General features: G+C 71.4%; 22 protein-coding genes. 11 read left to right on the plus strand and 11 right to left on the minus strand.

All coding sequences use genetic code 11. The annotated features are described in order from the left end of the window. Nucleotides 1-313: 313 nt before the first annotated feature. A complete protein-coding gene (locus tag B072_RS0107145; protein WP_018529255.1) occupies nucleotides 314-1,510 on the plus strand; it encodes a hypothetical protein in 1,197 nt (398 codons plus the stop codon). 9 nt (nucleotides 1,511-1,519) lie between these two features. On the opposite strand, the gene B072_RS0107150 is transcribed toward B072_RS0107145, so the two are convergent. Both B072_RS0107150 and clpB read right to left on the minus strand, forming a co-directional pair. Then, nucleotides 1,520-2,062 (minus strand): YbjN domain-containing protein, encoded by a 543-nt coding sequence (locus B072_RS0107150; protein ID WP_018529256.1) that lies wholly within the window; start codon nucleotides 2,060-2,062, stop codon nucleotides 1,520-1,522. Between the two features lie 194 nt (nucleotides 2,063-2,256). Beyond that, complete coding sequence (gene clpB / locus B072_RS0107155) at nucleotides 2,257-4,863, minus strand: ATP-dependent chaperone ClpB (protein ID WP_026245539.1); 2,607 nt, start codon at nucleotides 4,861-4,863, stop codon at nucleotides 2,257-2,259. Between the two features lie 151 nt (nucleotides 4,864-5,014). On the opposite strand from clpB, the gene B072_RS0107160 reads away from it, so the two are divergent. After that, on the plus strand, nucleotides 5,015-5,428 hold the full coding sequence (locus tag B072_RS0107160; protein WP_018529258.1) for a pyridoxamine 5'-phosphate oxidase family protein: 414 nt from the start codon (nucleotides 5,015-5,017) through the stop codon (nucleotides 5,426-5,428). A 116-nt stretch (nucleotides 5,429-5,544) separates the two neighbouring features. On the opposite strand, the gene B072_RS0107165 is transcribed toward B072_RS0107160, so the two are convergent. After that, complete coding sequence (locus tag B072_RS0107165) at nucleotides 5,545-5,904, minus strand: hypothetical protein (RefSeq protein WP_018529259.1); 360 nt, start codon at nucleotides 5,902-5,904, stop codon at nucleotides 5,545-5,547. A 486-nt stretch (nucleotides 5,905-6,390) separates the two neighbouring features. Here B072_RS0107165 and B072_RS0107170 point away from each other — a divergent pair, with 486 nt between their 5' ends. Both B072_RS0107170 and B072_RS0107175 read left to right on the plus strand, forming a co-directional pair. Beyond that, complete coding sequence (locus B072_RS0107170; protein WP_026245540.1) at nucleotides 6,391-7,401, plus strand: hypothetical protein; 1,011 nt, start codon at nucleotides 6,391-6,393, stop codon at nucleotides 7,399-7,401. Beyond that, a complete protein-coding gene (locus B072_RS0107175) occupies nucleotides 7,398-8,375 on the plus strand; it encodes a helix-turn-helix transcriptional regulator (RefSeq protein WP_018529261.1) in 978 nt (325 codons plus the stop codon). The genes B072_RS0107170 and B072_RS0107175 overlap by 4 nt, the downstream gene beginning before the upstream one ends. Here B072_RS0107175 and B072_RS0107180 read toward each other — a convergent pair. Then, nucleotides 8,338-9,396 carry a helix-turn-helix transcriptional regulator gene (locus tag B072_RS0107180; RefSeq protein WP_018529262.1) on the minus strand — a complete coding sequence of 353 codons (1,059 nt, stop codon included), beginning with the start codon at nucleotides 9,394-9,396 and terminating at the stop codon, nucleotides 8,338-8,340. The two genes, B072_RS0107175 and B072_RS0107180, sit on opposite strands and share 38 nt — an antisense overlap. Before the next feature lie 222 nt (nucleotides 9,397-9,618). On the opposite strand from B072_RS0107180, the gene B072_RS0107185 reads away from it, so the two are divergent. Beyond that, nucleotides 9,619-10,272 carry a M15 family metallopeptidase gene (locus tag B072_RS0107185; protein WP_026245541.1) on the plus strand — a complete coding sequence of 218 codons (654 nt, stop codon included), beginning with the start codon at nucleotides 9,619-9,621 and terminating at the stop codon, nucleotides 10,270-10,272. 4 nt (nucleotides 10,273-10,276) lie between these two features. Here the strand turns inward: B072_RS0107185 and B072_RS0107190 are convergent, their stop codons facing one another. From B072_RS0107190 to B072_RS0107200, 3 genes are all read right to left on the minus strand, one after another. Beyond that, nucleotides 10,277-11,398: a sugar ABC transporter substrate-binding protein gene (locus B072_RS0107190; protein ID WP_234018812.1), complete on the minus strand. Its 1,122-nt coding sequence runs from the start codon at nucleotides 11,396-11,398 to the stop codon at nucleotides 10,277-10,279. Between the two features lie 233 nt (nucleotides 11,399-11,631). After that, nucleotides 11,632-12,009 (minus strand): nuclear transport factor 2 family protein, encoded by a 378-nt coding sequence (locus tag B072_RS0107195; protein WP_018529265.1) that lies wholly within the window; start codon nucleotides 12,007-12,009, stop codon nucleotides 11,632-11,634. 115 nt (nucleotides 12,010-12,124) lie between these two features. Next, a complete protein-coding gene (locus tag B072_RS0107200; protein WP_158689168.1) occupies nucleotides 12,125-13,030 on the minus strand; it encodes a hypothetical protein in 906 nt (301 codons plus the stop codon). 112 nt (nucleotides 13,031-13,142) lie between these two features. Between B072_RS0107200 and B072_RS0107205 the strand changes: the two genes are divergently transcribed. Continuing rightward, the gene (locus B072_RS0107205) at nucleotides 13,143-14,291 is read left to right on the plus strand and encodes a hypothetical protein (RefSeq protein WP_018529267.1); all 1,149 of its coding nucleotides are present in this window, start codon (nucleotides 13,143-13,145) and stop codon (nucleotides 14,289-14,291) included. A 41-nt stretch (nucleotides 14,292-14,332) separates the two neighbouring features. On the opposite strand, the gene B072_RS0107210 is transcribed toward B072_RS0107205, so the two are convergent. The 3 genes from B072_RS0107210 to B072_RS0107220 form a co-directional block, all read right to left on the minus strand. Then, nucleotides 14,333-14,851, minus strand: coding sequence for a GNAT family N-acetyltransferase (locus tag B072_RS0107210; protein WP_018529268.1), 519 nt, complete (start codon nucleotides 14,849-14,851; stop codon nucleotides 14,333-14,335). Beyond that, nucleotides 14,848-15,771: a DNA-binding protein gene (locus B072_RS0107215; protein WP_051127113.1), complete on the minus strand. Its 924-nt coding sequence runs from the start codon at nucleotides 15,769-15,771 to the stop codon at nucleotides 14,848-14,850. Before B072_RS0107215 ends, B072_RS0107210 begins: the two co-directional genes overlap by 4 nt. A 152-nt stretch (nucleotides 15,772-15,923) precedes the next feature. Next, nucleotides 15,924-16,433: an ATP-binding protein gene (locus tag B072_RS0107220; protein WP_018529270.1), complete on the minus strand. Its 510-nt coding sequence runs from the start codon at nucleotides 16,431-16,433 to the stop codon at nucleotides 15,924-15,926. A 165-nt stretch (nucleotides 16,434-16,598) separates the two neighbouring features. Between B072_RS0107220 and B072_RS0107225 the strand changes: the two genes are divergently transcribed. Both B072_RS0107225 and B072_RS0107230 read left to right on the plus strand, forming a co-directional pair. After that, nucleotides 16,599-17,450, plus strand: coding sequence for a helix-turn-helix domain-containing protein (locus B072_RS0107225; protein ID WP_018529271.1), 852 nt, complete (start codon nucleotides 16,599-16,601; stop codon nucleotides 17,448-17,450). Then, nucleotides 17,447-17,638 (plus strand): DUF397 domain-containing protein, encoded by a 192-nt coding sequence (locus tag B072_RS0107230; RefSeq protein WP_018529272.1) that lies wholly within the window; start codon nucleotides 17,447-17,449, stop codon nucleotides 17,636-17,638. Before B072_RS0107225 ends, B072_RS0107230 begins: the two co-directional genes overlap by 4 nt. Nucleotides 17,639-17,650: 12 nt before the next feature. On the opposite strand, the gene B072_RS0107235 is transcribed toward B072_RS0107230, so the two are convergent. After that, on the minus strand, nucleotides 17,651-18,184 hold the full coding sequence (locus B072_RS0107235; RefSeq protein ID WP_234018813.1) for a hypothetical protein: 534 nt from the start codon (nucleotides 18,182-18,184) through the stop codon (nucleotides 17,651-17,653). Between the two features lie 330 nt (nucleotides 18,185-18,514). Between B072_RS0107235 and B072_RS0107240 the strand changes: the two genes are divergently transcribed. The 3 genes from B072_RS0107240 to B072_RS0107250 are packed head-to-tail and all read left to right on the plus strand — an operon-like array spanning nucleotide 18,515 to nucleotide 20,863. Continuing rightward, nucleotides 18,515-20,314 carry a DUF2207 domain-containing protein gene (locus tag B072_RS0107240; protein ID WP_018529274.1) on the plus strand — a complete coding sequence of 600 codons (1,800 nt, stop codon included), beginning with the start codon at nucleotides 18,515-18,517 and terminating at the stop codon, nucleotides 20,312-20,314. Beyond that, on the plus strand, nucleotides 20,289-20,663 hold the full coding sequence (locus tag B072_RS42660) for a hypothetical protein (protein WP_018529275.1): 375 nt from the start codon (nucleotides 20,289-20,291) through the stop codon (nucleotides 20,661-20,663). Before B072_RS0107240 ends, B072_RS42660 begins: the two co-directional genes overlap by 26 nt. Next, entirely contained in the window at nucleotides 20,660-20,863 is a 204-nt protein-coding gene (locus B072_RS0107250) for a hypothetical protein (RefSeq protein WP_018529276.1), read from the plus strand. The genes B072_RS42660 and B072_RS0107250 overlap by 4 nt, the downstream gene beginning before the upstream one ends. The last annotated feature ends 275 nt before the right edge of the window (nucleotides 20,864-21,138 follow it).

Consider the following 21,138-nt stretch of genomic DNA (forward strand, 5'->3'; position numbering starts at 1 on the left):
CCCACGAGGGCTCGTTGCCAGGTGACGGCCGGTGGCCTCTTCTCGCGCAGTTCCCCGCGCCCCTGAGGCATGCGCTGCGCGCAGCCTCCCCTGGGCGAGCGAAGCTCGCATCTAGGGGCGCGGGGAACTGCGCGGGAAGAGGCCACCGGGCCGCAGGCGGCGACGAAGCCGATCTTTCAGGGGCGCGGGGAACTGCGCGACCAGCCACGACGCAACCGGCCCCCGGCGACGCACCCGACAACGCCCCCCGTGACGAACCCGGTCGGCGCAGCCCAGCTCGCGGACCCGGCACCCGCATTGCAGGGTTCTGGATGTGACCGCGCCGAGCAACAGCACCGCCGTACTTGACGCCCCCTCAGCCTCCGCCCCCGCCCCGAGGGCATCCGCACGCCCCGCCACCGCCCTGCACGCCCTCACCCTGTTCGCCGCCGCCCGCCTGACCGGCATGCTCGCGGTCGCCCTCGACAGCCGGCTCTCCGGGCAGCAGCCCTTCGCGCTGCTCGGCCGCTCCTGGGACTCGCTCTGGTACCTCGGCATCGCGGCGCAGGGCTACGGCGCCCACACCCTGCACCCGGGCCCCGGCCTCGTCTACGCGGACCTGGCGTTCTTCCCGCTCTACCCGTGGCTGATCCGCGCCGTGCACACCGTGCTGCCGATGCTCGGCGCGGGCGCCTGCGGCCTGCTGGTCGCCTGGGCGGCGGCCGCCGCCGCGGCGCTCGGCATCCACCGCATCGGGCTGCGGCTGCACGGCCCGTCGGTGGCCACGCTGCTCGTCGTGCTGTGGGGCGTGCTGCCGCACTCGGTGGTGCTGTCGATGGGGTACACGGAGCCGGTGCTCACGGCGTTCGCCGCGTGGTCGCTGTACGCGGTGCTCACCCGCCGCTGGCTGTGGGCGGGCACGCTCGCCGCGCTCGCCGGTCTGGCCCGGCCCAACGGCTTCGCGGTCGCCGCCGCCGTCCTGGTCACCGCGGGCTGGGAGATCGTCCGGCGCCGCGGCCGGGTTCCCCACAGGCTGTGGACGGGCGCGCTGCTCGCCCCGGCCGGCTGGGCCGCGTACGTGCTGTGGGTGGGGATCAGGAAGGGCGACCCGCTCGGCGGGTACTTCGCGGTGCAGCGCGGCTGGGGATCGACGTTCGACTTCGGGCTCGGTTCGGCCCGGTTCACGAAGAAGATGCTGCTGCGCGGGGACGTGTTCATCTTCCCCGTGGCGCTGGGGATCGTGGCGGTGGCCGTGCTCCTGTACGCGCTGCTGCTCCTGGACCGGGCCCCGCTGCCGCTGCTCGCCTACAGCGGGGTGCTGCTCCTGATCGCGGTCTGCGGCTCCGGCTTCTTCGAGTCGAAGCCGCGCTTCCTGCTGCCCGCGTTCCCGCTGCTCCTGCCGCTGGCCTGCGCGCTGGCCAGAACGGCGAGAACCCGGCCCGCGCATGCCCTCCTCGTGGTGGGCGCGCTGGCCGGGCTCTCGGTGTCGTACGGGGCGTATCTGCTGGTGCACGCCGGCAGACCGCTGTAGACGCAATGACTACTCGGCGTCGTCGCCGGGCTTCTCGTCGCCCTCGGCGGAGTCGACGTCGGCCTCCAGGCCGAGCTGCTCCACCAGCCAGCGGTCGAACTCGATCGCGGCGCGCACCCAGCTGACGGTCGACGACACGAAGTGCTCCAGGGAGACACCGGTGCCGATCAGCATCTGGGCCTCGCCGATGAGGCGGACCTGGCCGTCGTCGTGGGTGTGGCTGTAGACCTTGGGCCACAGGGTGCGGCGGTTCCAGTCGTCGATGGACTCCAGGAGCTGCTGCTTGGCCTCGATCTCGTGCGGGCGGTCGTAGAACGTCCGCACCGAGAAGACCTGCTGGTCACCCTCGCCGCGGAACATGAAGTACGTACGGAACTCCTCCCACGGCGCCGCGAGGTCACCCTCGTCGTCGACGACGTGCTTGAGCTCCATCTGGTCGAGCAGCTGCTTGACGAGATCCTGGTCGGGAATGACGGGGCCCGCCGGTCCCGCCCCCTGCTGCTGCTGGGGCTGTCCCCCGAAATTCGGAATCGAGGACGGGTCGATGCTCACGTGCTTGTTCCCTTCGTATGGATGGGCCCATCCTCTCTCGGGAGGCCCCCCCGGGGGCAAGCCCGGGCCGGTGTCTGCCGCGTCTTGTTCGCTGCGGGCTGCGGGCCGGCGGGGCTTCTCGCGCGGTTCCCCGCGCGAGCACCCCACCACGACCTGCGCCCGGCGACGAAGCGAACCCGGCAGACGCGCCCCCGCTACAGCGTCTTCCCGGTGGCGGGCCCCACGATCAGCCCGTCCCCGAACGCGTCCACCCGTACCGTGTCCCCGTCCTTGATCTCGCCGGACAGGATCTGCTTGGCCAGGCGGTCGCCGATGGCCGTCTGGACCAGGCGGCGCAGCGGGCGGGCGCCGTACGCCGGGTCGTTGCCCTCGTCCGCCAGCCAGGTCAGGGCCGCGTCGGTGACGTCGAGCGTGAGACGACGGTCCGTGAGGCGCTTGGCCAGGCGGTCGAGCTGGAGTCCGGCGATGCGGCGCAGCTCGTCCTTCTCCAGGGCGGAGAAGACCACCAGGTCGTCGAGCCGGTTGAGGAACTCCGGCTTGAACGACGCCCGTACGACGTCGAGGACCTGCTGCTTCTTCACGTCGGCCGAGGTCGCCGGGTCGATCAGGAACTGGCTGCCCAGGTTCGACGTGAGGACGAGGATGGTGTTGCGGAAGTCGACCGTGCGGCCCTGGCCGTCGGTGAGGCGGCCGTCGTCGAGCACCTGGAGCAGGATGTCGAAGACCTCGGGGTGCGCCTTCTCCACCTCGTCGAGGAGCACCACGCTGTACGGGCGCCGGCGCACCGCCTCCGTCAGCTGGCCGCCCTCCTCGTAGCCGACGTAGCCGGGGGGCGCCCCGACGAGCCGGGCCACCGAGTGCTTCTCGCCGTACTCGCTCATGTCGATGCGGATCATGGCCCGCTCGTCGTCGAAGAGGAAGTCGGCGAGCGCCTTGGCCAGTTCGGTCTTGCCGACACCGGTCGGGCCGAGGAAGAGGAAGGAACCGGTGGGCCGGTCGGGGTCGGCGATCCCGGCGCGGGTGCGGCGGACGGCGTCCGACACGGCGCGCACGGCCTCCGACTGCCCGATGAGGCGCCGGCCGAGCTCGTCCTCCATGCGCAGCAGCTTCTGCGTCTCGCCCTCCATGAGGCGTCCGGCGGGGATGCCGGTCCAGGAGGCGACGACGTCCGCGATGTCGTCGGAGCCGACCTCGTCCTTCACCATGGTGTCCCTGGAGACCTCCTCCTCGGCCTCCGAGGCTTCCTCCAAGTCCCGCTCCAGGGTGGGGATCTCGCCGTAGAGCAGCTTGGACGCCGTGTCGAAGTCGCCGTCGCGCTGGGCGCGCTCGGCCTGGCCGCGCAGTTCGTCGAGCTTCTCCTTCAGCTCACCGACGCGGTTGAGGGACTGCTTCTCCTTCTCCCAGCGGGCGGTGAGGCCGCGCAGCTCCTCCTCCTTGTCGGCGAGATCGCGCCGCAGCTTCTCCAGACGCTGCCTGCTCGCGGGGTCGGTCTCCTTGCCGATCGCGAGCTCCTCCATCTTCAACCGGTCGACGGCGCGCTGGAGTTCGTCGATCTCGACGGGCGACGAGTCGATCTCCATGCGGAGCCGGGAGGCCGCCTCGTCGACGAGGTCGATGGCCTTGTCGGGGAGGAAGCGGGAGGTGATGTACCGGTCGGAGAGGGTGGCGGCCGCGACCAGCGCGCTGTCGGCGATCTGCACCTTGTGGTGGGCCTCGTACCGCCCCTTGAGTCCGCGCAGGATCGCGATCGAGTCCTCGACGCTCGGCTCCGCCACCAGCACCTGCTGGAAACGGCGCTCCAGGGCCGGGTCCTTCTCGATCCGCTCCCGGTACTCGTCGAGCGTCGTCGCGCCCACCATGCGCAGCTCGCCGCGCGCGAGCATCGGCTTGAGCATGTTGCCCGCGTCCATGGCGGAGTCGCCGCCGGCGCCCGCGCCGACGACCGTGTGCAGCTCGTCGATGAACGTGATGACCTGCCCGTCGCTCTCCTTGATCTCGGAGAGCACGGTCTTCAGCCGCTCCTCGAACTCGCCGCGGTACTTCGCGCCCGCGACCATCGCGCCGAGGTCCAGCGAGACGAGCCGCTTGTCCTTGAGGGACTCGGGCACGTCGCCCTTCACGATCCGCTGGGCGAGGCCCTCCACGACGGCGGTCTTGCCGACGCCGGGCTCACCGATGAGCACGGGGTTGTTCTTGGTGCGGCGCGACAGCACCTGCACCACCCGGCGGATCTCCTGGTCCCGCCCGATGACGGGATCGAGCCGCCCTTCCCGCGCGGCGGCGGTGAAGTCGGTCCCGAACTTCTCCAGAGCCTTGTACGACCCTTCGGGATCCGGTGTCGTCACCCGTCGCCCTCCCCTGCTCTTCGCGAACGCCTCGGCCAGCTGCTTCGCACCGGCCCCATTCTCGGTCAGCACGTCACCGGCCGCCCCGCCCTTGGCGGCGATGCCGATCAGCAGGTGCTCGGTGGAGAGGAACTCGTCGCCCAGCTCCTTGGCGCGCTCGGCGGCGTCGGCGATGACGGCGAGCAGCTCCCGGTTGGGCTGCGGCGGCGCGACGGTCGACCCGGCGACGCTGGGCAGGGAGCTCAGCACCCGCTCGGCACCGGTCCTGACCTGCACCTGGTCGGCGTCCACGGCCGCCAGCAGGTCGGTGATGTTCGCGCTTGCTTGTCCTCCTTGCCCCTCCAGCAGGGCGAGCAGCAGATGTGCCGGGGTCAGATCCGGGTGGCCCCCGGACACGGCCCGGCTGCCGGCCGCGTTGATCGCGTCGCGGCTCCGGTTCGTCAGCTCGGCGTCCACGTGCCTGTTCTCCTCCATGTCCCGTGTACCTACGGAAACTCGACCACAGACTCTGCGTACAGAACCCTGCCTACAGAATCTGACTACACCAACGTAGATAAAGTTGAGTCTATTCCACTCAACCTCGTGTCCGGGAGGTAAGTTCCCGGGCATGGCCAAGCGGATCGACCTCGACACCCCTTCCGGCGCCTTTCTCAGCTTCTGGCGGGAACGGCACCTGTGCACCCTGACGACGCTGCGCGCCGACGGCACCCCGCACGTCGTCCCGGTCGGCGTGACCTACGACGCCGAGGCGCGGGTGGCACGGGTGATCACCGACAAGGGCAGCCGGAAGGTCGCCCACCTCATGGCGGGGACGGGGCGGGCCGCGGTCTGCCAGGTCGACGGCCGGCGCTGGGCCACGCTGGAGGGGCCGGCCACCGTGCACACCGACCCGGAGCGCGTCGCGGACGCCGAGCGGCGCTACGCGGAGCGGTACACGCGCGCCCCCCGGGTCAATCCGAACCGGGTGGTCATCGAGATCGCCGTGAGCCGCGCGACGGGCAACGCCGTCTTCGACGAGTAGCCGGGTATCCGCGGAACCGCACGCAAAACTGCAGCGGCGCCACCGTGTTTCAGGTTCACGGTGACGCCGCTGCGGGGGGAAGCACCTGCGCGATCTAGAACGACGGGGGTATCGCGTCAGGCACTGCGGGGGGTGGCTGTGGTGCGGGGGGACGTCCCTCGGGACGTCTGCGAGGCCTCGGGTCCTGCCTCGCCGACCAGCTGATGGTCACGCTGGTCGAGATTGACGAAGATCATTCCGTACCGGACGACGGACCGCACCGGCTGTGGGGCGCCGCGCGGCCGACGCAGACACCGGAAGGCCCGGATGTCGTCGTCCTCCTCCCGCACCACGACGATCGGCTCTCCGAACAGGGTGACCATGAGGGAATCACCCGGATTCGGAATCGCCGTCACGAGGTCGATCGTGTGCCAACCGGAGCGGTAGGCGATCGCCATCTCGCGGCGCAGGGTTCTGTCGTCGGGTGGGGTCATCATGCGGACACACCCGTCGGCATGTCCGTCCAGCCGCTGTCCATCGGGGCAGCCGCTTCCACACGGGTCCAACCACTGTCGGCCGGCCCCAGCTTCGCCGCTTCCACACGGGTCCAACCGCTGTCGGCCGGCCCCAGCTTCGCCGCTTCGACACGGGTCCAACCACTGTCGCCCGGTCCCGGTTTCGCCGCTTCCACACGGGTCCAACCGCTGTCGCCGGGCCCCGGTATCGCTGCTTCCACGCTCGTCCAACCGCTGTCCGGCGGTTGCTGCGCAGAAAGAGCGCCGGCCGGGGCGCTGACGGCCACCGCGACAGAGAAGACAGCGGCGAGCAGCGACCCAATCAGTCTCACGCGCATAGTCGGCTTCGTCCTCACTTGATGGTCTCTTCTCCCCCGGCACCGACGACGATGGCTCATTACAGCCCGCTGATGCCACAGGAGAGATGCATCATGTTCTTGCACGTTCAGGACCCTGGGGGGTGGAGAAATGGTCACAAATGACTCACATCCGGCGCATCACCATGCCGTGACCGAGCTTTGTGCCGAAGGAACCCGGCTGTACGCCGACGCGCTCCGCACGGGACGCGTGTCACGTGGTGACATCGAACCGGCGCCCTGTCTCCTGGAGTTCGCGCTGCTCCACCCGGATCCGGACGACGCGAACTGGCTCAGGCCGGTCCCCCCGTCGATCGCCCTGGCGCAACGGCTCCACCCGCTGGAGCGCGAGATCCAGGAACGCCGGCAGCTCTCGATCGAACTGGTCGACTCCTTCGACCCGTTCATCACGATCAGCACTCAGGACACCACCGAGAGCCACGCGATCACCGTTCTCGAAGGGTTCGACCGGATCAACTCGGCACTAAATTCGGCCACTGCCGAGTGCCACACCGAGATGCTCACCATCCAGCCCGGCGGCGGCCGCCCGGCCGACGCCCTCGACCAGGCGCTGAAGCGGGACCGGCCGCTCGCCGACCGCGGTGTCACCATCAGGACGCTCTACCAGCACACGGCCCGGCACAGCCAGGGCACCCTGGCCTACGTGGACCGCATCACCGGCGGCAAGATCCAGGTCCGCACGCTGGAGGAGCTCATCGAGCGGCTCATCGTCATCGACCGCACCGTCGCGTTCATCCCGGCGAGCGACGACCGCCGGGTGGCGCTGGAACTGCGCCACCCGGGCATCGTGGAGTACCTCAGCAGGGTCTTCGAGCAGCTCTGGGAGCGCGCGGTCCCGCTGACCCAGGAGATCCCCTACAACGCCGCCCCCGACGGCATCACCGGCGTCCAGCGCTCCATAGCCAAGCTCCTCATCGAGGGCCACGTCGACGAGGCCATCGCCCGGCGCCTCGGCATGAACGTACGGACCTGCCGTGCGCACATAGCCAAACTCGCCGCCGCTCTCGGCAGCGGGAGTCGCGCTCAACTCGGCTACCTGATAGCCCAGTCGGGACTTCTGGAGAAGGAGCCCGCACTGTCCACCGGGGGAGACGAAGCGTGACCATCGACACCCATGCACACGGGGTCACGGAGCTGTGCGAAGAGGGGATGTCCCTGTACGCCCGTGCCCTGCGGGAAGGCCGCATCGCCCGCGAGGACGTGGAGCCCGCGCCCTGTCTGGAAGAGCGCGGTCTGCTCCGCGACAACACCGATTCGCCTGGCTGGATGCTTCCGGTCCCGCCCGCCGTCGCGCTTCCCGGGCTGCTCACCGTCATCGACCAGAACATCGCGCACCAGCGCGACCAAGAGGCCAGACTGGCCGAGGCGTTCGCCCCACTCATCGCCCTGGACGCCCAGCGCGCCGCGGTTCCCGACACTCCGATGATCAGCGTTCTGCTGGGATTCCAGCGGATCAACAACGCCATCGGGGAGGCGATGGCCGCCTCCTCGAAGGAGCTGCTGACCATCCAGCCCGGCGGCCACCGCCCCGGCTCGCTGCTCGCGATGGCACTGCCCAGGGAACAGGACCTGCTCTCCCGCGGCTGCCGCATGCGCACGCTGTACCAGCACACTTCACGCCATTCTCCGACCGTCGCGGCGCACTACGAGCAGCTGACCGGCGACGTCCAGGTCCGCACGCTCGACGAGGTCACCGAGCGCCTCATCATGCTCGACCGCTCCGTCGCCTTCATCCCCGCGAACCCGGACCGCACGGTCGCCCTGGAGATCCGCCATCCCGCGCTGATCACCTATCTGGCCACGACGTTCGAGCGGCTGTGGCGCCTGGCCACCCCGATGTTCCCGCAGGCCGCGGGGGAAGAGCTGACGTCGGACGGCGTCACGGCCCGCCAGCGCACCATCGCCACCCTCCTCATCGAGGGTCACACCGACGCCGTCATCGCCGAGCGCCTCGCCATGAACATCCGCACCGTCCGCGTCCACATCGCCAAGCTCGCCGCCACGCTCGGCAGCGAGAGCCGGGCTCAGCTCGGGTATCTCATCGGGCGGTCAGGGATGCTGGATCCGGAGCACTGACCGGATCACCGGCCGGATCGTCGACCGGATCACCGGCCGGGCCGCCGGGTTCGGCCAGGCCGGACTGGGCGATGCGGACGCCCAGTTGGGTGCGGTTCGAGGCGCCCAGGGTCTCCGCGAGCCGCGCGATGTGCGCCCGGCAGGTACGGACGTTCATCCCGAGGCGTTCGGCGACCACGGCGTCCGTGTGCCCCTCCGCGAGGAGCGCCGCGATGGCCCGCCCCCGGTGGGTGATGCCGGCCGCGTCGGCCCCGGGCAGCCGCTGCGCCATCGGCATGGCGAGCCGCCACAGCCGGTCGAAGGCCGTGACCAGGTAGGACACCAGCGCGGGGTGCCGGATCTCCAGGGCGAGGGAACGGTCCGCGTTGCCCGGGATGTACGCCACCGTCGTGTCGAACGCCATGAGCCGCTCGGGCACCTCGTCGAGCGTGCGGACCTCGACGACGTCGCCGACCATGTCCAGGTACTCGTACAGCCCGAGGCCGTGCCGGGCGACGTGGGTGTACAGGGTGCGCATCCCCACGCCCCGCTCCCGCAGCTCCACGAGCCGTCGCGCCGACTCGCTGAGGTCCATCTCGCTTCTGATGCCGCCGGGCTGGATGGTCCGTATCGTGCCCACGCACACCGCGGACGCCTCGTCGACGGCCTCCTGGATGCGCGACTTGCCCTCGACGACCCGCGCGACCCCGCTGTCCGGCCCCGACCGGGTGTCGAGCTCCGCGTACCGGGACAGCGCCTCGATGGTCGCGCCCATCCGCCGGTGCCCTTCGGCGACCGCCTCGTACGTCGCCCGCAGCGCGCCCGCCATGGCCTGCTGGGGCGGCACGGGAACCAACCAGCCGGGATCGCGGGGATCGGCGTACAACAGCGCCAACTCCAGCAGACAGGGCGCCTCTTCGGCGGCCTCCCGCAGCAGGCGGCCGGACCGCAGCGCCTCCCCGTACACCCGGTTGCCCGCGTCGCACAGCCGCTCCACGCCGTGCGCGTGCCGCTCGCCCGTCGCGCCGCCCAGCCCCGTCATCGTCCTGTCACCGGCCCCGAATCATCCCCTTTTCAGGGGGATTTCACTGTTTGCGCGGACCCCATGAACGTGCTCGCGCAACAACCTGACGGTAGCGCCACGCCGCGCGCCGCGGGCAGGGTGGCCACAGCGCTCCCGGAGCGCGCCGGCCCTGTCCAGCGATCCCCCGCCTGGTCAGGGCCGGCCCAGGAAGCAGTGCGGTCAGGGGAGATGATCCCCTCCATGACCGAGATCATCCTGATGTCGCACCCGAAGGTGACCACCGTGCCCGTGGCGGACCGCGGCGAGCCGCTGGTCGATCTGCGCGACGTGGACGCCCTGCCGGTCGACCCGCGCCAGGCCGATCCGCTCGGCGCCTACGCCCACCTGCGCGCGGGAGTCGTCGACCGGCTCCTGTACGCGCAGGAGCTGCTCCCGGACGGGCTGCGGCTGCTGGTCGTCGAGGGTTACCGACCGCTCTCCCTCCAGCGCGCCTACTTCGAGGAGTACGCGGCCGAACTGCGCGCCCTGCACCCGGACCGGCCGGCCGCCGAGATCCACACGGCGGCCAGCCGCTACGTCTCCCCGCCGGAGATCGCCCCGCGCAGCGCGGGCGCCGCCGTCGACCTGACCCTGGCCGATGCCGACGGCACCGAGCTGGACCTGGGCACGCGGATGAACGCCTCGCCGGAGGAGAGCGCGGGCGCCTGCTGCACCGACGCCGCCACCATCGGCCCCGCGGCCCGCGCGAACCGGAAGGTCCTCGGGGCCGCGCTCGGCGCCGCCGGACTGGTCAACTACCCCACGGAGTGGTGGCACTGGTCGTACGGCGACCGCTACTGGGCCATGGCGACGGGCGCGGAGCACGCCCTGTACGGGCCGCGCGAGCCGAACTGAACCGCTACTTCAGACCCGCCGCGACGCAGGCCGCCTCGTACTTCCCCGCGCAGATCTGCTTGACGGTGAAGATCTTGTCCTTGATCACCGTCTCCTTGATGTTCTTGCGGGTCAGCGCGACCACACTGATGCTCGCCGTGTGGATCTGCTTGGTCGTCGGGCTGTCCGTGCGGCTCGACGCGAGGGACTCGAACTCGATGTCACGGCCCTGGGCGACCCGGACCGCCATCTCGGCGGCGGTCGCGGCCTCGTCCGGATAGGGCTTGTACACGGTCATGTACTGATCGCCCGTCAGAATCCGCTGCACCGCGGCGAGTTCCGCGTCCTGGCCGCTGATGGGCGGCATCTTCGTGACACCGGCGTCCTTCAGTGCCTCGATCACACCGCCCGCCATGCCGTCGTTCGCCGAGTAGACGGCCGCGATGTTGGAGACACCGAGCGCCGCGATGGCCCGTTCCATGTTGGCCTTGGCGTTCTGGGGCTTCCAGCCGTCGGTGTCGTACGACTCGACGACCGTCACCGCGTTCTCCAGCTCGGCCCGCGCGCTGTCCCGGTAGTCCTTGGCGTTGGGGTCGGTCGGCGAACCGTTGATCATGACGATCTTGCTCGACTTGGTGGCCTTGGCGCCGAGAGCGGCGACGAGTTCCTTGCCCTGGGTCTGGCCGACGAGCTCGTTGTCGAATCCGACGTACGCGTCGACGGGGCCCTCGGCGAGGCGGTCGTAGGCGATGACGTGGATGCCCGCCTCGTTCGCCTTCTTCACCATGGCGCCGATCGTGTGTGCGTCGACGGCGTCCACGATGACCGTGTCCACCTTCTCGTCGATCATCTTCTGAAACTGCTCGTTCTGAAGATCGGCGTCCTGATCGGCATTGGCGTATACGAACCTGCCCTTGCCCTTGGTGAGTTCGGATACCTGCTTCTCGATGATCGGCCGGTCGAACTTCTCGTAGCGTGCGGTCTCCTTCTCCGGAAGGAGCAGACCTATCTTGACATCGTTGCCCTTGCGCACGGGCGCGTTGCTGTCGCTGCTCCCCCCGGGCAGCACACCACCGCAGGCCGTGAGCGATACCAGCAGGACGGATGCGGCGCCCGCCGTCGTGACGCATCGCATTCGCGTGTTCATTACGGATACCTCCCTGACGTGGCCGCGACGGTGCGACCGAGGTGTCTCGAAGACAACTCGGCGCCCCACTCAGCGTCAAGAGGTGAAGCCACACCGCAACGAAACCGCGTCCGTTACTTCCCCACATGAAGCCGGAAGTCGCCCCAAGGGGCGAATACAGGACATCTGTGATCTGTTCACAGGAGCTTCACGAACCCGTCACGCCCCACCGACCCCACCGACCCCGCCGGACCTCAGGCCGGCACCCGGTCCAGGAACCCGTGGACGGCCCGGATCCGCCCGTCCTCGGCGAGCTCGACCACGTCGAACCCGGCGACCGGAGCGGACCCGTCCGCCTCCGACACGAGCTCCCAGCCGAAGCGGGCGACGAGGTGGTGCCCGTCGACGTCGCCGAGCGGCCGGAAGAAGAATCCGGGGAACTGCTCGTGCGCGCCCCCGATGACGGCGGCGATCCCGTCGTGCCCGGCGACGTCGACGAGCGGGTCGGTGTAGCTCCCCTCCTCCGCCCAGGCGGCGGCGACGGCCTTGGCCCGGTCCTCGGGAGTACGAGCGTTCCAGGCCTCGAAGTAGCGGGCTGCGGCGCTCTCGTGGATGTTCGCTGCTGCGGTCATGTCGCTCGACCTCCTGGTCGTCCGTCCGGTACGGAACCCGGAGCCCGAGCGGAGTGCGCCGCCCGGGTTCCGGTGAGTTCAGGGTGCCGGGCGGGGGCGGAGGCGGTCGATTACGTCACGGGTAAGGGGAGGCCGCGATCGTCGCGGAGAGGAGAACGACCGGGTACGCGGCGGTGAGCAGGCAGACGGGCAGGCCGAGCACGACGTAGGCGAGGCACATCAGGGCCCGGGCGACGAGCCCGTACCGGGCGCTCACCCGGTCCTCGGCCACCGGGTCGTACGTCACCTCGATCCGCTCCGGATCGGTACCGACGCGCCGCCCGCCACCCCGGTGCTCGCGCCGCGCTCCGCCGCCGTCCTCGAAGACGTACACCTTCGTGTAGGTGGAGTCGCCGTCGGAGTCGCGCCCGTAGTCGGTCCGTTCGTACGTCGCGACAACGGTGATCCCGCGCCGCCGCAGCAGCCACCAGTCCTCCGTCGCCAGCCACACCAGCCGCGTGAGCACGAAGCCGACGCAGAAGACCGGGAAGGAGGCCGCCCACACCAGCACGAGCCCCCACGCACCCGAGGCCGCGCCGAGACACGCCCCCAGGGCGAACAGTCCGCCCAGCCACACCCATGGAGACCGCGCCCTGCCCGGACGCCGGGCCCGGGCCGGTTTCGGCTCCTGGGTCACGGACACCCGCCCGCTCCGCCTCCGCTCGGCCGCGTCCCGCACCGGCAGCGCGGAGTTGACCGTGTCGGCGAAGGCCGCGGCGGCGGTCGCGCTCGACGGGCGCAGCCGGTAGACGGCGGGGTCGCTCTCGCCGGGCCCGGCCGTGAGCACGATCTCGATGCCGCGCCGCGCCGACGCCCCGCGCGGGCGGACCGTCTCGATGGCGGTCAGCGGGATCCGTACGCGCCGCCCCGACCCCGACCGGTCCAGCAGAACCGCGCCCCGCTCCAGCCGCGCGGTGGTCAGCCGACTGCGCAACACCTGGTCCACTACGCCCCCGTCCGGCCCCGACGCGGCCTCAACCACCCTGAAAACACTGCCCGCTTGTGTACATCAGATGGTGAAGGGACACACCATGGTTCCGCCACCCCCGCGGCTGCTCGTGCCCCATGCTCCCCCCGCGACCCAAGGAAGCACCATGCGACGCTCCACGCTCCTCACGCGCGCCCTGGGTACGGGCGCGCTGGCCGCGGCGGCCACCTCCCAGGCACTCGTCCACCTTCCGGCGGACGCCTCGGGCCCGCGGCTCGACATCGTCGGCGCCCTGGCCGCGGCCGCCGTGCTCACCGCCGCCTGGGCGCTGGCCTGCCGCACGGCGCCGCCCCTGAAGCCCGAGCCCGCGCTGCCCCCACGGGCCGGGATTCCGCCCATACCCGCGCGACTCCCTCGTCCGGACCCGGACGTGGGGCGAGCCGTCGGCGCGGTGCTGATCGCGCTGGCCCCGGTCACCCTGGCCCGCCTCGCCATGCGGGACGGCACCTCGTTCGTCGACATGTTCCTCTTCTTCCTCATCCTGTTCGGCACACTGAAGCTGGCCACAGGGATGCGCCGCTCGACGTCGCCGAAGGACGAGCGGGCCAAGGTCAAGGTCCTGATCGAGGACGCCGCGGCGGGCGAGGTGCACGGGGTGCGTGTCCGTGCCGGACGGCCGCAGCTCCTGCGCTACAGCGAGCGCGGCGACCGCCCGGGCACGGTCTCCGTCAGCCGCGCGTACCACCTCGCGCTCTTCGAACTCACGGAAGACGCGGAAGGTGAGGTGGGTGCGGGCGACGAGGTTCCGCTCGCCGTCGACCGGATCGACATAGCCGAACTCGCCCGCGCGGGAACCCTGTTGACGGGCTCCGAAGGCTGGCTCGTCTGGCCCCGCCGCTACAAGCTGATCGAGGGCGCGCAGCCGGTGGCTTTCGTCGCCGACCGCGACGGCGCCACGATCATGGGCCTGACCGACCCGGCGGAGGTCACCTATCGCACCGCCACCGCGAGCGCCCGCGACCCGCGCCGCACCAGCCGCGAGCGCAGCGCGCGGCGCCTGCGCCGCAACGCCAAGTTCCGCACGCCGATCCACGGCCCCATCGCCGGGGGCGCCCTGCTGGCGGCCCTCCTCTGCCTGCCGGTGCTCCTCGTCGACAGGGACGCGCTGTCCGGACTGATCTCCTGGCCGCTGTGCGTGCCGGCGGGGGCCGCGCTGATCACCGGGGTGCTGCGGGGGACGTCCGCGACCATGGACTGCGTCGTCGCGGACGCGGAGTGGACGGTGCGGGAGGAGAGCGACCCCGAGATCGCGTGACGGCGGGCCGGGAGCGGTCGGCGCGGGTCGGCCGCCGGTCGTCAGTCCTGGTACTCGGTCAGGTCGATCGCGTAGAGCCGGAGCCCCTCGTCCTCGCCGGTCGGCGTCATCCCCAGCTTGTGGAGGACCTTCATCGACGGTGCGTCGTCGGGGGCGGCGACGGCCACGACCCGGTCGATCCCCCGGTCCTGGAGGGCGAACTCCAGGGAGGCCTGGGCCGCCTCGGAGGCGTAGCCCTGGCCCCAGAACTGCCGCGCGAGCCGCCACTGGATGCCGATGTGCCCGGCCACCCGCGCCGGCGCGTCCGGCACGTACAGACCGACCGCGCCCGCCAGCTCACCCGAACCGAGCAGCTCGACGGCGAAGACCCCGAAGCCCTCGTCGTCCCACTCCTCCTCCCACCGCTCGATGTCCTCGGCGCTCTCGTCGAGGGAACGCGGGGCACCGCCGCCGATGTGGTGCATCACGGCCGGGTCGGCCTGGATCTCGGACAGCGGCCCCAGGTCGTCGTCGGGCAGCCAGCGGCGCAGGAGGAGGCGGGGGGTACGGATCTCGGTCATGCACCCCATCTTCCGCCATACCGATCAAGAGGCACGGTGCGGTCGGAACCCGAGGGGTCGTGGCGGGCAGCACCTTCCGGATGCGCCGGTGGCGTGGAGCGGCAGCCCGGGCAGCGGTCCGGTTCCGGGCCCCGGTAGGCGTGGTCGCAGACGTCGCAGTTGCGGAGGGGGTGGCGGACCGATGGCGCCGCCGGCTCGGCCTCCGGTGGGGCCTTGAACGGGCTTGTCCTCGGCGGTAGTTGTGCCGTCAGCCGGTGTGCGATGAATGCCGCGGGCCGGTGGATGGGGCGGCCCTCCGGCAGGTCCCGGGTGAGGGCGTGGCGTACGGCGGAGGGGATCAGGTCGCGTTCCAGCCAGGCGACGACGCCCGGGGCGAGGCGTTCGGCGTCGCGGGCGGAGAGGGTGAGGCGGGCGTCGGTTCGGTGCAGGGCGGCGAGGAGGTCGGTGGCCGCCTGGAGGAGCGCCGGGCCGGGGCGGTGCTCGGGGTGGGGGACGGTGAGCGGGCGTGGCGGCTTCTTCTTCTGGGACGGTTGCGGCTTGTCCGGGTGGGCCGGGGCGCCCGGCTGGTTGCAGGAGACCGTACGCGTACGGACCCGCCCGTCGGGGGCGCGGCGCCGCTCGCGGCGCAGGTAGCCGTGGGCCTCCAGCTCGCGCAGGGCGGCGGCGATCCGGGTCGTGCCCTCCGGGAAGCGGGCCGCGAGGGTCTTCACGTCGGCGCGGGCCCCGGCCGGGAGCGACTGGATGTGGACGGCCAGGCCGATGGCGAGGCCGGACAGTTCGCGGTGCTGGGCGAGGTGGTTGCCGACGACCGTGAAGTGGGAATGGTGGCGCGCGTTCTCGTGGACGATCCCCGCACGGGGGACTTCCCCCGGGATCGGGCCCGGGGCGGGCACGGGCGCGCTAGGGTGCTGGGTATCCATGGGGGAAGGTGCTACTTCCTTGATGGTCAGGCCCTCGATCGGGATCGCTAGTCCCGGCCGGGGGCCGACGTATGTCTGCGGTTGTTGTGGTGGTGCGTGGCGCTGAGCGTAGAGCAAGCAACCGGGGCAATTGCCAGCCGAGTTGGCGATGTTCACCGTTGCGGGTGAACGGCCCCCGCGCGGAGGGCGGGGTGGGCTTGGGCGGGTTCCTTTCCCTTCATCGACGTTCCTTTGCAGTGGTCGCCGGGAGCACCGGAGCACGGGTTTCCGTGCCCCGGTCGTACGAGGTCCAGTTCGGCCCAGACCGTCTTGCGCGGGGACGGTCCCTCGCCGACGCCCCACCGGTCGGAGAGCGCCTCTACGAGGATGAGCCCGCGCCCCGACTCTCCTTCTCCGCAACGGACTTCGGGCCTACGGTCCCCGCGTGTGTCGGCCACCTCGACCCGGAGCACGCCCTCGGTGACGTACAGGGCGAGCCGGAAGTCGCGGCCCGGGACGCGGGCGTGCGTGACGGCGTTGGCGGCCAGCTCCGCCACGATGTGCGCGGCCTCGTCCAGGAGGAACGCCAGCCCCCAGGTGCGCAGTTGTTCGGTGGCGAGGAGGCGCGCGAGGCGGGCCGCGCGCGGCGTGGGTGAGAGCAGCACCGCGAATTTCTCGTTCATGTCACTCAGCGTGGCCGCGCCTGTTTACGCTGACCCGCGACACGGCCGTCACGTACGGTGACTGTCCAGCTTTTGTCCAGAGCTGTACAGGCTGTCCAACACCTCTGACGGGTACGGCTGTTGACTGACAGTGGGCGGGGAGTTCGGCGGGCTGGAGGTGCGCGGATGACTGGGGCGACGACGGATGGTGACGGCTGGGAGCTGGAGCCGGGCGACGAGGAGGGCGCGGCCGTCATGGGCTTGATCGGGCGGCAGTTGAGGTCGTGGCGCGAGGCGTCGGGGCTCAAGGCGTCCGAGCTCGGGGTGGCGATGGGGTACGGGGAGGGGATCGTCTACAAGGTGGAGAGCGGGGCACGGATTCCCCGCCCCGAGTTCCTGGACAAGGCGGACGAGGTGTTGAACGCCGGGGGCCGCCTCAGCGAGATGAAGGAGGACGCGGCCAAGCTGCGGTATCCGAAGAAGGTGCGCGATCTCGCCGAGATCGAGGCCAAGGCGGTGGAGCTGACGGCGTACTGGACCCACAAGTTGCCCGGCCTGCTCCAGACACCGGAGTACGCACAGGCACTCTTCTCCATGCGTCGCCCCGCCCTGTCGTCGGAACAGATCGAGCGAGCCTTGGCCGCACGCTCAGCCCGTAAGTCAATCTTCGAGCGCGATCCCACACCCGACCTCAGCTTCATCCAGGAAGAGGCGTCGCTACGACGACCGATCGGCGGGAAGATGGTGTTGCGGCGTCAGCTCGAACATCTCCTGGAACTGGCCCAGTTGGCCACGGTCGACATCCAGGTGATGCCGACGGGCCGCGAGGACCACGCCGGAATGGACGGGGACATGCAGGTGCTGAAGTTCAGGGACGGAACGGCGATCGGGCGCTGCGACGGCCTCTACGCCGGACGGCCGGTCTCCGACCCGAAGCAGCTCCGCATCATCGAACTGCGGTGTGGGATCATCCGGACTCAGGCTCTCCCTCCCGGGGAGTCACTGGCCTTCATCGAGCAGGTGCTGGGAGAACTATGAACCGCGAGAACGAGCTGGCCTGGTTCAAGAGCAGCTACAGCGACGGCGGCAGCGAGCCCGACTGCGTAGAGATCGCCCACACCCCCGGCACCGTGCACATCCGCGACTCCAAGAACACCCAGGTTCACCATCTCTCCCTGAGCGGCGCGGCCTGGGCCGACTTCGTCACGTACGCGACCGAGGGCTGAGCCTGCTGAGCCTCACTTCCGCAGGGTCGACGGCACACCGGGCACACTGATGGACCAGGGCCCGTCGGAACGGGCATACACCAAGCACGGGCCCGTCAGTGGCACCTCGCCCTGCCAGGGACCCACATGGTTGGCGAGTTCGTCGACGAAGCCGTGGCCGTCCGGCGCGAAGGTGTCCACGAGGAAGTAGCCGCCGTCGTCGGCCTGTACGTCGCCCTCGTGGCGGAGGTTCGCGATCGCCGGGCCGCCGTCGTAGCGGAGCACGTCCGAGGCGGGGCGTCGCGCCGAACCCTCCAGGGGCAGCGCGCTGGTGACCGGCAGGACGTCGACGGTCCAGGTCCCGGGTTCGTCCGCCTGCACGCGGAGCGCGTGCACCGGTCGGTCCTCGTCCGCGTTCACCAGCGCCCGGCCGGTCAACGGGCCGTCCGCGTAGACCAGTTGGCTCTGCGACCGCAGATCCGGGTCGAGGGCGTCCACGACGAAGTGGCCGCGCCCGCTGTGCGTGACAGCGAGGACGGCCGGGGTCGTCCCCGTGGTCAGCCGCACGGTCGCGTGACCGTCACCCTGTCGGTGGCCGTGGCCCTGAGGCTCCGGGCCGGGGGCCCCATCCGTCTTCGTGACCCCGTGAAGCAGCGCCGGGCCCTCTTGGCCCTGCCCTCGGCCGTGCTCGCCCCGCGGCCCGCCCGTGTCGCGCCGAAACCACTTCATGCGTCCCCTCCCGACTCCGCCCCACCGTCAACTGGTCCGAAACCAAACAACTTTGATCACTTCAATACCTGCCCGTGTGCGGCCCTTTTCCTGAAATCGCACTAGCATCCCCCACTTGCGAGTGCGGGCGGCCGGGGACCGATCGTCCCGAGACGACTGGGGGTTGTCTTGAGTGACAAGAACGAGAGCGGGACGGTCGGCGCCGGCCGGCCCCGGAGCTCGGGCGCCCGGCGCCGCCGGGTCCGCGGGCTCGTCTGGATGGTGTTCCTCGCGCTCGCGCTCGGCTGCGTCACCTGGTTCGCCGGGGCCGCCGGGAACAGTGAGCGGGTCACCCGGATGTGGGTGAGCGCCAAGGTCGCCAAGGACGGCAGTGCACGCGTCACCGAGGTGATCGACTACGACTTCGGGCATCCGACGAGCGACCGGCACGGCATCTTCCGCGACATCCCCGGTCTGACCTACGAGGTCGACGACGAGGACGTCCACGCCACGATGGACGGCGGGCCGGTCCCGTACGAGCTGTCGTACGGCGAGACGACGGAGCGGAGCATCCGGGTCGGCGACGCCGACCGGACGGTCAGCGGGCTGCACCGCTACCGGATCACGTACCCGCTCCCGGACGTCGTCAAGAAGGGCAAGCTCGCCTGGGACGCGGTCGGCACGGGCTGGCAGGTCGACCTGCGCAACGTCGAGATCCACGTCGCGGCCCCGTACGGCCTCGACGCGACCCGGTGCGTGCGGGGCAGAACCGGATCCACGCAGAGCTGCCGGGCCGCACAGCCCGACACCGGGCACCTCGTCGCCGCGCCCGGGAACGTCGCGCCCGGGAACGGGGTCACGCTGTACGCGTCCGCGGCCGCGCGGGGCGCTGCCGTTCAGGCGGCCCGGCCGACACCGCCCGCGGGAGCGCGGCCCGACGCCGAAGCGGCCCCCGACCCCCTCTGGACCGGGCTGACCGTCGCCGGACTCGCCCTGGGATGTGGCCTGTTGGCGGTGGGCGCGCTGCGCCTGCTCGGCCGCGACCGGCGCCCCGCCGACCTGGAGCGACCGGCCGAGGGAACCCCGCCGGAGGCGCTGACCCCGGCCCAGGGCGGCATCCTGCTCAGCGAGCACGTCGAGCCGCACCACCAGGTGGCGTGGCTGCTCCATACGGCGTTCCGCAGGCACATCAACATCAGGGGCACCGGCCAGCACCCCACCCTGCGCCGCACGCGCGGCCTCGGGGGAGTCCCGGACGCGGACACCACGGCCGTGCTCGACGACATGTTCGCGGGCCGCGCCGAGTTCGTCCTGGGGATGTACGACCCGCTGTTCCGGTCGGCCTGGCAGTCCCTCGGCACCCGGCTCGCCGAGTGGCAGCGGACCAGCGATCTCTGGGACCCGGCCAGTGAGCGCCGCGAACGCGTCGCACGGCTGACCGGACTCGGCGCGACTCTGCTCGGCCTGGTCGCCGCCATCATCGGCAGCGTGCTCATCAGCCATATGAATACGGCGGGTTGGCCGATGTCACTGGCGGGCGCACTGGTCACCGGGGCCGGCCTGGCCCTGTGCCTGCGCGCGTGGGAACTGAAGCGCCGTAGCGCCCGGGGAGCTGCCCTGCGCCTCCAGGTGGAGACGTTCCGGCAGTGGCTCACCGACGCGTCCCCGGAGGCGGTCGGCGACGCGACCGCCGACGCCGAACGGTTCGAGCTGCTCACCGCGTGGGCCGTGGCACTGGGCCTGGCGCAGCGCTGGGAGCGGTCCATCGCCACCTCGACGGCCCCCGCCACCACCGGCGGAACCCGCCGCTCGACCGCCTTCGCCCAGCTCGGCCCGGCCCTGGCGGTGGGCCTCATCACCGCCGCGGCCGTCTCCGCCACGGCTCCGTCCTCCAGCGGCTCCGGCGGGAGCGGTGGCTCGGGCGGCGGCGGGAGTTCCGGCGGCGGGGTCGGGGGCGGTACGGGTGGAGGGGGCGGCGGGTCGTGGTGACGCCCTCCGCGACGTCACCGACGGCGTGGTGGAGCTGGAGGAGGCGGTCCGCGAGCGGCTCGGGTTGCGGCTCGCGCGGCCCGCACCCGTCGTGGTACGGCTGCGACGCCTCGCCGACCTCGCGGAGCGTGTGGCCGAACTCCCGGACCTGGAAGCCCACTTGGTGAACGAGGCGCGCCGGATGGCGGCCCGGTGCGGGCGCGTCGTGGGCGACCCGGAACAGCTGGTGCGGATCGCCGGGCGCTGCCCCGCCTGCGACTCGGTCTCGCTGCGGGCCCTGCCGGAACGGGCCGTCGTGATGTGCGTGAACCCTGTCTGCCGGCACGTACTGGAGGAGGGTCCCGCATGAGCTGCTTCATCACCGGTGAACTCGCCGCCGCCGAGGCCGGCGTCGCCCCCGCCACCATCCGCAAGTGGGTGCAGCTCGGGCATCTGCGCGCCGCCGGACGGCAGGGACGCAAGGCGCTGTACCGGCTGGAGGACGTGTTCAGCGCGGAGCGCGTCGCGCGGGGGCGAGCCGCCTCGCCCAACCATCCGCCCGAGAGCTGAACCCTCGCACCACTCCCATGGGCCCGTCGACCTCTGTCGGCGGGCCCTTTCCCATGCCGTAGCACCAGGTCAACTGGCCTGTGCAGGGCGCCAGTTGCGAGATCCGCGCCCCCCGATCACACTTGGAGCAGCGGCAGAGCTGCGCCCACGGACCGCAAGGACCCGGGGCGGCGGACCTGCCGCTTCGTGTTGCCCGGACCCCTCGTCGCAGTCGTGGTCCGGAGCGTGCAGGCCTGCGCGTACACGCCTCAACGGCCCTTTCCTCGACTCCCCCT

The sequence above is a fragment of the Streptomyces sp. HmicA12 genome, assembly GCF_000373565.1.
Taxonomy (GTDB): domain Bacteria; phylum Actinomycetota; class Actinomycetes; order Streptomycetales; family Streptomycetaceae; genus Streptomyces.